The sequence below is a fragment of the Ralstonia sp. TCR112 genome, from assembly GCF_007997035.1.
GTDB classification, from domain to species: Bacteria; Pseudomonadota; Gammaproteobacteria; order Burkholderiales; family Burkholderiaceae; genus Ralstonia; species Ralstonia edaphi.
Genome location: NZ_VOSS01000125.1, coordinates 1 through 11545, shown reverse-complemented (window position 1 = coordinate 11545; position 11545 = coordinate 1). Strand labels below are relative to the sequence as shown.

The window sequence follows — 11545 nt, the reverse complement described above, 5'->3', positions numbered from 1 at the left end:
ACCCGAAAGGGAGCAGGCTCCCGAGCCGCGCGCGCTGTCAGTGGATGATGATCGACACCGTCGAGTACGCCGGCACCGTGATCGTCTCGCTGTACGTGCCGGCCTTCGTGCCGCGCGCCACCGGGAACTGGCCGAAGCCTTGCAGCGTGGCCGGCACGGACGTCGGCATCGTGCGCTGGCTGCTGTAGCTCGGGCCATTCAGCGCCGGGATCGAGAAGCCGCTGTCCGAACGAGCCGGATACGCGAAGCCCGACGGGCTGCCCGGCACTGGAAGCAGCGCGACCGCCGTGCCCCAGCGGCCCGTTGCATCGCCCAGGCCTGCGCCACCGCCAGCCTGGATGGCGCTGTTCAGCACCGCAATCGAATCCGTTGACGAGAAGTTCTGCAGCAGGTTCGTGTAGTACGCAATGCCGTATTGGCGCAGCAGGAAGCCGCCCAGGCTGCCCGAAATCGGATACCCGGGGCACGACGATGACAGCGACGGATCGAACGCTGTCAGCGAGCAGTCGTACGCGCTTTGCAGCCAGGCCGGGAAGCGGCTGTCGCGCACGTTGTTGAAGGTCGGATCAATCTGGCTGGAGAGCACGTCTTCCATCGTCATCGCCGTCATTTCTTCCAGCCACGTGCCGTACATGTACTGCGCGCCGTGCAACACGCCGCGCTGATAGAAGTTGGCCATGTGCGTGAACTCATGGCCGAGCGTCGAGATGACGGTGTTCAGCCCGTCCGTGCCGCCCAGGTAGATGGTTTCCGAATCCACATAGAGCGACAGCGACTGGTTCGACAGCGGCTGCGAGCTGGTCGTGAAGTTGTTGCGTGCCCAGAAGTAGCCGACGCGGCCATAGGGCTGGCTGTCCGGCTGAATATTGAGCACCACGATGTCGAGTGCCTGGTTCGGATCGATCAGGCTCGCCGAGCTGGAGTAGCTGCCCCACGGCTGGCCGACCAGCGAAGTGGCCAGCGTATAGACCGACTGCGTGCCCGAAGCAAATTTGCTGATGAGCGTGTTGATGATGCCGTCGCTGATCCTGCTCGTGCCGTATTCGGTGTTTTCCACCCACAGGTTGACGATGCGGCCATCGGGAGCCGTGGCCTGCTGCCGCAGTGTGGCCGTGCGCACGGTGGCGGTGCCGTCCGGCTGCTGGTGGTTCCACGTCCGCTGCGTGCCGACGCTGGCGACCGATTGCGGACGCAGCACCGTATCGCTGGAAGCACCTTGCGTCTTGAGCGGGCCGCCACCGGTGGCGTAGCCGTCCAGCGCATGCATGTTGAAATCGGAAAGCTGACGGTCGAATGCGGCATTGGCGTCATTGCCGGCCACGTCCGCGGCAGCCTTGGGGACCGGCGTGCCGGTGGCATTCAGCAGCCCCAGGCCCGTGAGCGAGACGGACGGCATCGGCTGTGCCGTCGCGCTCTGGTTGGTGTAGACGAGCGTCACGCTCTGGCCCGTCAGCCCCGCGATCGACACCGGAACCGTGCCGGCCGCGCTGCCCGTATTGGTCGCTTGCCACACGCCCACGCCGGAGCCGGCGTAGGTATTGCCCAGCGCGCCGCAGTTCGACCCGCTGCACGCGGCCGCCACGGTGATATTGGCGGACGAGCCTTGCGTAGCCGCTGGGGTGGCGCCCGAACTGCCGCCACCACCACCTCCGCCACATGCGGCCAGGGCGCCCGCTGCTGCCACCAGCATTGCGATGGTCCATTGCTTTGTGCCGCGTACGTTGTTGCTGCTGCGTTCCATCCACTTCTCTCCAAATCCGCAAATACCGAATGCCTGCGCGAGGGCGGCTCGTGACCGCCTCAAGCGCAACATGCGGACGGATTCTCAAGGCGAAGTGGCGGATTCGATCCGTGGAAATAACCCCCTCCCAGGCGCCAATTCCCCCCGATGTGGGGGTGCGCAAAGTTTGCGTTGTCGAAAAGGTTGAAAAAGTCGTAACCGTGGGATGTAGATGCAGAAAACGGAGGAGGGCGCTTGGCGCCGCTTTGGCGACAGAGCGGTCCGCTAGAATGAGCCGCCCGCTCGTCCACAGCGCCGCAAACGCGCTCAATACGTCACCCGCCGATGCTCGTCGCGCAGCTCAAATCGTTCTTCATGGTTGCCCGCCTGGGCAGCATCACGCTGGCCGCCAAGCAGCTCGGCCTGTCGCAGCCGACCGTGACTTCGCAGATCCGCGCCCTGGAAGAGGCCTACGGCGTGGAGCTGTTCTACCGCGGCGGTCGCCGGCTGGCACTGTCGGACGCGGGCGTGCGGCTCATGCCGCTGGTGGACCAGCTCGTGCGCCAGGAAACCGAGATCGACTTCTTCCTGCGCAACTCCGGCGACATGGGCTCGGGCCACCTGCGCATCGGCGCGACGGCGCCGTATTACGTGCTCGACATCGTAGACCGCTTCTGCAAGAGCCATCCCGGCATCGACGTCAGCATCGAAGCCGGCAATTCGGTGCAGATGCTCGAAGCGCTGCAGGAGTACCGGGTGGACGTGGCGTCGTCGTCGCAGCGCGTGGATGACGGGCGCTTTCTGCGCATTGAACTGGCACGCGATCCGCTGGTGCTGGTGGTGCATCGCAGCCACGTGCTGGCCGACCGGACGAGCGTGCCTGTGAGCGTGCTCTCGCAATGCCGGCTGCTGGTGCGCGAAGTCGGGTCGACCACGCGCGCCATGACCGAAACGATGATGGCCCAGGCAGGCGTCACGCCGGCTTCCACGGTGGAGATCGGCAGCCGGGAATCCATCCGCGAGGCCATCACGCGCAACCTGGGCGTGAGCGTCATCGCCCGCCAGGAAGTACCGAGCCACGCCGATCTGCGTGTGCTGCCGTTCGAAGGCGGGGCGCCGGAACTGAGCGAATACCTGTACTGCCTGCAGGATCGGCGCGAGGCGCGCTTGATTGCCGCCTTCCTCAACGAAGTCCGACCCGTCGCGTCATAGACCGAACCAAAATCCGGAAATGCGCGCATTGGCGTTTTTGGGGTAACTGCCACAAGGGCTACATGTCGGCTGGCTACAGTGGCGACCGTTTTTGCCACTGTCTGCGCCCCCGTGCCCCTACCTCAGCCTGTTACCAACCCCGCCTCGGGTTCCGCCGCGCCGTTCCTGTCCGTGCGACACGTCTCGCGCCGCTTTGGCGCGTTCACGGCGCTCGATGGTGTATCGCTGGATGTCGCGCAGGGCGAATTCGTCTGCCTGCTGGGCCCGTCGGGCTGCGGCAAGACGACCTTGCTGCGCATCATTGCCGGGCTGGAGGCGCACGACGGCGGCCAGATCGTCGCCGGTGGCCGCGATATTTCGAACCTGCCGCCGCGGGAGCGTGACTACGGCATCGTCTTTCAGTCGTATGCGCTGTTCCCTAACCTGACGGTCGCGCAGAACGTCGGTTACGGGCTGGACACCAGCAACGGCAACCGTGCGCGCATGCAGACGCGTGTCTCGGAGATGCTGGCCCTGGTCGGCCTGGCCGGCAGCGAGGCGAAATACCCGTCGCAGCTGTCGGGCGGCCAGCAGCAGCGCGTGGCACTGGCCCGCGCGCTGGCGCCCGCGCCGTCGCTGTTGCTGCTGGACGAGCCGATGTCGGCGCTGGACGCCCAGGTGCGCGAACACCTGCGCATCGAGCTGCGCCGTCTGCAGCGCAAGCTGAACGTCACCACGCTGATGGTCACGCATGACCAGGACGAGGCCATGGCGATGGCCGACCGCATTGCCGTCATGTCCAACGGCCGCATCGAGCAGACCGGTTCGCCGGCGGAGATCTATTCGCGGCCCGCGACCGGATTTGTCGCCGGGTTTGTCGGCCAGGCCAACTGGCTGCCGCTGGAGCGCGCCGAAGACGGCACGCCCACGCTGGCCGGCCAACCGCTGCTGCTCGATCCCGCTTTCGCAGACAGTGCCTCGACGCCAGGCCGCCTGTTCTGCCGCCCCGAGGCCGTCACGCTGCATCCCGACGACGATGCCCCCAACCGCCATCTGGCCCGCGTGGTCGATCAGATCTACCTCGGCAGCCGCACGCGCGTGACGCTGTCGATCGACGGCCTGGCCGATGCACCGCTGGTGGCCGAAGTGGCATCGAGCGCGCTGCAAGCCGGCCGCAACGGCCTGGGCGACAGCAAGCTGTGGATCGCGCTGGAGCGTGACGGCCTGCGCGTGTATGCCTGAGGCCGCCATGTCAACGCTGCCCCCCGAGGCCAACGTGGTTGCGGCCACGCAATCCGAACCGGTTCGCGCTGCGAGCCGGCCATTCTGGCGTACCGATGCGCCGGTGTTGACCGGCATGAAGCTCGGCTGGTTGCTGTTGCTGACCCTCGGTCTGCTGCTGCCCACGGCGATGATGCTCTTGCAGGCCACGGGCCTCGTTGCCAGTGCTCGGAGCACAGACGAGCATGGCTTCGCGCTGGTCGCGCACCTGGTGCAGGGGCCGAATTTCCTGGCCATGGTGGGACGTACGCTGGCCGTATCGAGCGCCGTGGCCGCGATTGTGGTGCCGCTGGCGTTTGCCCTTGCCTATGCGGTGCAACGCACGCGCATGCCGTTGCGCGGCACGATGCACACGCTGGCGATGCTGCCGCTGTTTGCGCCGTCGCTGTTGCCCGGCATTGCGCTCGTCTACCTGTTCGGCAACCAGGGCCTGTTCAAGGCGTGGATGAACGGCAGCAACATCTACGGCTTCTGGGGCATCGTGCTGGGCGAGGTGTTCTACACCTTCCCGTATGCACTGATGCTGTTGCTGGCGACGCTCACGCTGGCAGACGGCCGCTTGTACGACGCCGCACGTGCCATGGGCGCAAGCCCGTGGCGCACGTTCCGCACGGTCACGCTGCCCGGCGCGCGCTACGGACTGTTCGGCGCCTTTGCGCTGGTCTTCACGCTGGTCGCGACCGATTTTGGCGTGCCGACCGTGGTGGGTGGCAGCTACCAGGTGCTGGCCGTGGAGGCCTACAAGGCGGTGGTGGGGCAGCAGCAGTTTGCGCGCGGCGCCGTCATCGGCTTGATGCTGTTGCTGCCTGCGCTGCTGACCTTGCGGTCGAGCGCCTCGTGCAGCGTCGCCAGCACGCCGCGCTGGCAAGCCGCGCACAACCCTATCACCCGCAGCCGGATCGCCTGCGTGACGGGCTTTTCCTGTGGCTGAGCGCGTTGGTGGTTGGCGGGATTCTGCTGATGCTGGCCACCGCCGTAGGCGCGTCGCTGGTGAAACTCTGGCCGTACAACCTCGAGCTGTCGCTGCGCAACTACGACTTCGACAACATGGACGGCGGCGGCTGGCTCGCGTATCGCAACAGCCTGAAGCTGGCTGCGCTGACCACCGTGTTCGGTACCGCACTGATCTTCACCGGCGCATGGCTGGTCGAAAAGACGCGCGCCGCAGGGTGGCTGCAATCGGGGCTGCACTCGGCGATCCGCTTTGCGGTGCTGCTGCCGATGGCGGTGCCCGGCCTCGTGCTGGGGCTGGGCTACGTGTTCTTCTTCAACCATCCGGCCAATCCGCTCAACGGCCTGTATGGCGGCATGGCGCTGATGGTGCTCTGCACGATCATGCACTGCGCCACGGCGGCGCACCTCACGTCGGTGGCGTCGCTCGGGCAGCTCGATCCCGTGTTCGAGGCGGTGTCGGCCTCGCTCAAGGTGTCGGCGCTGCGCACGTACTGGCGCGTAACGCTGCCGATGTGCCTGCCCGCCGTCCTGTCATGCGCGCGCTACTTGTTCGTGTCGGCCATGACGACCGTGTCGGCGGTGATCTTCCTCTACAGCCCGGACACCGTGCTCGCGTCCGTGGCCGTGTTGAACATGGACGACGCCGGCGACATCGGCCCCGCTGCGGCCATGTCCACGCTCATTCTCGTCACGTCGATCGTCGTATCGCTGCTGCTGGAACTGGCCATGCGCGGCATCGTGCGCCGCACCCAGGCCTGGCGCACGGCGGTGCGTTGATTTCGTAGTCCGTCATTCGCAGTCCGTAACAGCAACGAAGCACAAAGGAAGCATGAACATGGGTGACTCCTCCCCGATCTCGGCACGCCAAGCAGGCGCAGACCGCCTCAACCCAGGCAGCACGCCATTGCGCCTCGAAGCCGCTGTGCTCGACTGGGCCGGTACCATGGTCGACTTTGGCTCGTTTGCACCCACGCAGATCTTCGTGGAAGCGTTTGCGGAATTTGGCGTCGCCATCACGCTGGACGAAGCACGCGGGCCGATGGGCCTGGGCAAGTGGGACCACATCCGCACGCTGTGCAACGACGGCGCGATTGCCGCGCGCTTCTCGCTCGCACACGGCCGCATGCCGACCGATGACGATGTCACCGCCATTTACAACCGCTTCATGCCGCTGCAGATCGAAAAGGTCGGTGCGCACTCCGCACTGATTCCGGGCGCGCTGGACACCGTCGTGGCGCTGCGCGAAGCCGGTTTGAAGATCGGCACGTGCTCGGGCTATCCGCGGGTGGTGATGGACCGCGTGGTCGATCTGGCTGCCAAGGCCGGCTACACGCCCGACTGCGTGGTCGCTTGCGACGAAGTGCCCCGCGCCCGCCCGTGGCCCGCGCAGGCCTTGCGTTGCGTGGTCGATCTTGCGATTGGCGATGTGGCCGCCTGCGTGAAGGTCGACGACACCGTACCCGGCATCGAAGAGGGCCGCCGCGCCGGCATGTGGACCGTTGCGCTGCTGATGTCGGGCAACGCGCTGGGTCTGCCGTACGCGCAATACGCCGCGCTGTCTGCGGATGAGCGCGCGCGGCATCGCGTTGCCATCTCGGCCGGCTTTGCCGCCTGCCGACCGCACTACGAGATCGACACCATTGCCGATCTGCCTGAAGTCGTGGCCGACATCAACCGCCGCCTCGCGCGCGGTGAGCGCCCGCAGTGCATCTGAGTTTGTTGTCCTGTCTGTTGTCTTTTCCGCTGCATCACACCATACCGAGGAAACCATGACCGCACGTCTTTCCCTGCTGGCCGCTGCAATCACGTCGGCAACGCTGGCGTTTGCCACGTCGGCGTTCGCCAAGACCACGCTGACCGTGTACACGGCGCTGGAAGCCGACCAAGTGAAGGCGTATCAGGATGCCTTCGAGAAGGCCAATCCGGACATCGAAATCAAATGGGTGCGCGACTCCACCGGCGTCGTCACCGCCAAGCTGCTGGCCGAGAAGAACAACCCGCGCGCCGACGTGGTGTGGGGCCTGGCTGCATCGAGCCTGGCCATCCTGGACAAGGAAGGCATGCTGACGCCGTATGCACCGGCCGATCTGGCGAAGATCGGTGCAACGTACCGCGACAAGGCCAACCCGCCGGCATGGGTCGGCATGGACGCCTGGGGCGCCGCCATCTGCTTCAACACCGTCGAAGCACAGAAGCAGAACCTGCCGAAGCCGACGTCGTGGGCCGACCTGACGAAGCCCGTCTATGCCGGCAAGATCGTCATGCCGAACCCGGCGTCGTCGGGCACCGGCTACCTCGACGTGAGCGCCTGGCTGCAGACGATGGGCGAGCAGAAGGGCTGGGCCTACATGGACGCGCTGCACCAGAACATCGGTCAGTACACGCACTCTGGCTCCAAGCCTTGCAAGATGGCGGCGTCGGGCGAATTCCCGATCGGTATCGCGTTCGAATACCGCGCCGTGAAGTCGAAGAAGGAAGGCGCCCCGATCGATATCGTGCTGCCCTCCGAAGGCCTGGGCTGGGACGTGGAAGCGACCGGCATCATGAAGGGCACGAAGAACCTGGAAGCGGCCAAGAAGCTGGCTGACTTCTCGGCAAGCCCGGCTGCCATGGCGCTGTACGAGAAGAACTTTGCCGTGGTGGCCACGCCGGGTTTTTCCAAGCCGGATCCGCTGCTGCCAGCCGACTACGAAAAGCGCCTGATCAAGAATGACTTCACGTGGGCCAGCGCCAACCGTGACCGCATCCTCGCCGAGTGGACGAAGCGCTACGACGGCAAGTCGGAGAAGAAGTAAGCGATGCAAGCTCCTGTATCTCAAGGGAGCCTGGATGCCAGCACCGACGTTGCCATCGTTGGGGCTGGCATTCTGGGCTTGGCGCACGCAGCCGCCGCCGTCAAACGCGGCCTGCGCGTGACGGTGTTCGAGCGCAGCGACATTGCCGTCGGCGCGTCCATCCGCAATTTTGGGCAGATGCTGGTGACCGGCCAGCCGCCCGGCATCATGCTGGACCTTGCGCGCGAAAGCCGCGCCCTGTATCTCGACTGGGCCGACAAGGCCGGCATCTTTGCGCGCGCGAACGGTGCGTTGCTGTTTGCCCGCAATGCCGCAGAAGAAGCCGTACTCGACGAGTTCATGGCAACGCGCGCACCGGCCTTCGGCTACAACGTCAAGCTGTTGCGCAGCGCAGACCTGGCAAATCTCTACGATGGCCGTTTCCTGCGCCACCGCGCGGCGCTTCAAGGCTTCGACGACTTGCAGCTCTATTCGCGGGAAGCGATTCCAGCATTGGCGTCGTGGCTCGCCACACAAGGCGTGCGTTTCCATTTCGGTACGCTCGTGCGCCATGTGGATGGCGGCCGGCTGGAGACTACCACCGGCGTGTGCAACGCCCAGCGCGTCGTCGTCTGCAGCGGTCACGATTACCAGACGCTGTGCGCTGACCACCTTCGTGTTCTGCAACCGCAGGTGTGCCGCCTGCAGATGCTGCGCGTCACGCCCGAAGACGGCTTCCACCTGGAACACGCCGTGCTGACCGGCCTGTCATGCACGCACTACGGTGCATTTGCGGACTTGCCGACCGCGCGCGCGCTGGCCATGCAGATCGAGCATCAGCGCCCCGAGCTGGCGCGTCACGGCATCCACCTGCTGGTGAGCCCGACGCCATATGGCGACTGGATCGTTGGCGATTCGCACGACTACGGCCAGGATGCCCGCCCGTTCAATGCCGAGTCGGTCGACAACATCATGCTGGATCTCGCCCGCGACACCTTCGGCAGCAAGCTGCGCGTGGTGGAGCGTTGGCAGGGCGTGTACGGCGCCAAGTGCCATGTGCCGGACAGCGGCGCATTCTCCATCACCCGCGTCGACGACCGCACCACCGTCGCGCTGATGCACAGCGGCATTGGCATGAGCGTCGGACCGGCGCTGGCGCATCGGCATATGGATGCGCTTGTCGACGGCACTGCGCTGCCGCAGTGGACGCCGCCGGCAAGCACGCCCGCAACAATGGCTGCCTGACGGACGGAGCGTTGTTTAGCGGCAAGACGCCCGCACGGTTCACGCCGCGCGGGCGTCTTTGTTTTCAGGCAGCAAAGAGTTCAACGATGGGCCAGCCGCGCGCTTCGGCCACGGCGCGCAAGGTGCTGTCGGGGCTCACGGCCACCGGATGTGAAACCGCTTCGAGCAACGGCAGGTCGTTGCGTGAATCGCTGTAGAACACGGTGCGCGAGAAGTCCGTCATGCGCTGGCCGCGCTGTGCGAGCCACTCCGTCACGCGCACGATCTTGCCGGCGCCAAACGTGGCCGTGCCGAGCGGGTTGCCCGTGAATGCGCCATCGCTCCGGCCGTCAAGGGTCTCGCCTTCCACCGCCAGCAGGTGCGGCACGTTAAAGGCCGCCGCGATCGGCTCGGTCAGGTAGCGGTGCGTGGCGGTGACGATGCAGCACAGGTCGCCCGCACGCAGGTGCGTATCGACCAGTTGCCGCGCGCGCGGCAGCATGGCCGGCGTGATGATGTCGCGCAGGAACGTGGCGCGCCAGGCGTCGAGCCGCGTGCGCGGGTGTTGGGCGAGCAGGCCGAGCGAGAAGCGTGCGTGTCGTGCAAAGTCCAGCGTGCCGTCGCGGTATTCGCGCATCCACCGTTCGTTGGCCTGCTCGAAGACGCTTCGATCTACCGCGCCCTGGGCGACCAGGAAGCGGCCCCATTCGTATTCGCTGTCAATGGGCAGCAGGGTGTGGTCCAGGTCGAACAGGGCAAGCGATTGCATACAGCAGGCGGGCGGGGGCGGTTGAAAAACCGCGAGGTTACGGCCCTAGCGCGTCGCGGCTGTGTCCATCGCCATAACTTTGGCGATGAACGCATCGGCCTTTTTCTTGGGTGCCTGGGCAAGCTGGGGCTGCAGGCAGTCAAGGAACGCCCGCACCAGCCGAGCGTCCTTGCGCTCCTTCAGGAAGTACAGGTATTCGTGGATGACCGGCGCGTTGTCGGCAAACGGCAGCACGCGCACGTCGGGCCGGCGCGGCGCTTCACGGGCGGGCACGATGCTGCAGCCCAGCCCCAGGCTGATCGCCTCGTAAATGGCTTCGCGGCTGCCGATGATGCTCGTGCTGGCGGGCTCGATGCCGGCTGCGGCGAACGCGTCTTCGGTAACGCGGCGGGTGACGGAACCCGGCTCGCGCATCAGCAGCTGGCAGCCGGTAATGTCGCCCAGCGTAATGCTCGGGCGCCGACCGAGCGCGTGGTCCAACGGCACGACCAGCACCATCGTGTCCTCAGCCAGCGTGATGCGATGCAGGCGTTCGTCATCCACCGCGTGAGACGACACCGCCAGGTCGATGCGCACCTCCGACAGCGCCTCGAGCATCTGCTGCGAGTTGCCGAATTCGATGGTGATTTCGATGGTCGGATGCCGCGCTCGAAACGCTGCCACGCTCGGCAGGATGTAGTAAGGGCCCGTGGCGCCTACGCGCAGGTTGCCGGTGCGCAGATCGCCGGCATTGCGCAGGAGAAAATCGACGTCGCCTTCCTGCTGTGCGAGGCGCTCGACGATGGGCATGAGGCTCACGCCCAGGTCGGACAGGTCCAACCGGCTGCCGCGGCGATGGAACAGCTCCACGCCGTACATCTCTTCGAGTTGGCGGATGCGTCCGGTCACGGTGGGCTGCGACAGGCGCAAGCGCTTTGCGGCGGACGTGACGCTGCCCTGGCGCGCCACCTCGAAGAACGACATCAATAGATCGCCCAGCATGGTTGTGTTTCCCTGATATGTCTTTTTTGCTCGTCAGGCCGCCCAGTCTAGGCAGCGTTTGTGACGCTACATACTGTGAAACCTTACGGTCAGCCACGGCCGCCGACGTGGGCGGCGGGCAGTTGCCACGCGCATGTCAACGTGATGGGTGCCGAATGCAAAAGGAACGGCGCCGCGAGGAGGGCGCCGGGCGCACATCGTGCTACCGTGTGAACCTGTGCGCGTAACAGAGGAGACACCATGCCGGTGCTGAAGGTCGATGTCGTCACGGCAGAAGAACGGCTGTACGAAGGCAACGCCAGGTTCGTGGTCATCCCCGGCACGGAAGGCGAACTGGGCATCCTGCCCGGCCACGAACGTCTGCTCACGCGCATGCGCCCAGGCAGCCTCCGCGTCACGCAGGAGAACGGCGAAGAAGTGGTCCTGTTCGTGGCGGGCGGTTTTGTCGACGTCCAACCGGAGCAGGTGATCGTGCTGGCCGACACCGCTGTGCGCGCACATGACCTGGACGAGGCAAAGGCGCAGCAGGCCCGCCAGGCGGCTGAGGAACTCATGCAGAACAGCAAAAGCAAGTTCGACTACGCACGCGCGCAGGCGGAATTGGCCGAAGCGGTCGCGCAACTGGCCGCCATCGAGCGTTTGCGCAAGCGC

The 11545-nt window shown here is 65.9% G+C and carries 9 protein-coding genes and 1 pseudogene; 7 read left to right on the top strand and 3 right to left on the bottom strand.

The genetic code is table 11. The features are described from left to right. Positions 1-37: 37 nt before the first annotated feature. The gene (locus FUT88_RS23425) at positions 38-1741 is read right to left on the bottom strand and encodes a M30 family zinc metallopeptidase (protein WP_147218813.1); all 1704 of its coding nucleotides are present in this window, start codon (positions 1739-1741) and stop codon (positions 38-40) included. 324 nt (positions 1742-2065) lie between these two features. Here FUT88_RS23425 and FUT88_RS23420 point away from each other — a divergent pair, with 324 nt between their 5' ends. From FUT88_RS23420 to FUT88_RS23395, 6 genes and pseudogenes are all read left to right on the top strand, one after another. Then, complete coding sequence (locus FUT88_RS23420; protein WP_147218811.1) at positions 2066-2932, top strand: LysR family transcriptional regulator; 867 nt, start codon at positions 2066-2068, stop codon at positions 2930-2932. 78 nt (positions 2933-3010) lie between these two features. Continuing rightward, positions 3011-4153: a putative 2-aminoethylphosphonate ABC transporter ATP-binding protein gene (locus tag FUT88_RS23415; protein ID WP_147218809.1), complete on the top strand. Its 1143-nt coding sequence runs from the start codon at positions 3011-3013 to the stop codon at positions 4151-4153. A 7-nt stretch (positions 4154-4160) separates the two neighbouring features. Then, positions 4161-5923 (top strand): annotated as a pseudogene (locus tag FUT88_RS23410) (putative 2-aminoethylphosphonate ABC transporter permease subunit). A gap of 58 nt (positions 5924-5981) precedes the next feature. Next, positions 5982-6860: a phosphonoacetaldehyde hydrolase gene (gene phnX, locus FUT88_RS23405; protein WP_147218807.1), complete on the top strand. Its 879-nt coding sequence runs from the start codon at positions 5982-5984 to the stop codon at positions 6858-6860. A gap of 55 nt (positions 6861-6915) precedes the next feature. Next, the gene (locus FUT88_RS23400; protein WP_147218805.1) at positions 6916-7941 is read left to right on the top strand and encodes a putative 2-aminoethylphosphonate ABC transporter substrate-binding protein; all 1026 of its coding nucleotides are present in this window, start codon (positions 6916-6918) and stop codon (positions 7939-7941) included. A gap of 3 nt (positions 7942-7944) precedes the next feature. Beyond that, positions 7945-9165: a TIGR03364 family FAD-dependent oxidoreductase gene (locus FUT88_RS23395; protein ID WP_147218803.1), complete on the top strand. Its 1221-nt coding sequence runs from the start codon at positions 7945-7947 to the stop codon at positions 9163-9165. Positions 9166-9229: 64 nt separating this feature from the next. Here the strand turns inward: FUT88_RS23395 and FUT88_RS23390 are convergent, their stop codons facing one another. Together FUT88_RS23390 and FUT88_RS23385 are read right to left on the bottom strand one after the other, a co-directional pair. Further along, positions 9230-9913 carry an HAD family hydrolase gene (locus FUT88_RS23390; RefSeq protein WP_147218801.1) on the bottom strand — a complete coding sequence of 228 codons (684 nt, stop codon included), beginning with the start codon at positions 9911-9913 and terminating at the stop codon, positions 9230-9232. Between the two features lie 45 nt (positions 9914-9958). Then, positions 9959-10894: a LysR substrate-binding domain-containing protein gene (locus FUT88_RS23385; RefSeq protein ID WP_147218800.1), complete on the bottom strand. Its 936-nt coding sequence runs from the start codon at positions 10892-10894 to the stop codon at positions 9959-9961. A 240-nt stretch (positions 10895-11134) separates the two neighbouring features. On the opposite strand from FUT88_RS23385, the gene FUT88_RS23380 reads away from it, so the two are divergent. Continuing rightward, a partial coding sequence (locus FUT88_RS23380; RefSeq protein WP_147218798.1) for a F0F1 ATP synthase subunit epsilon occupies positions 11135-11545 on the top strand: 411 nt, incomplete at its 3' end.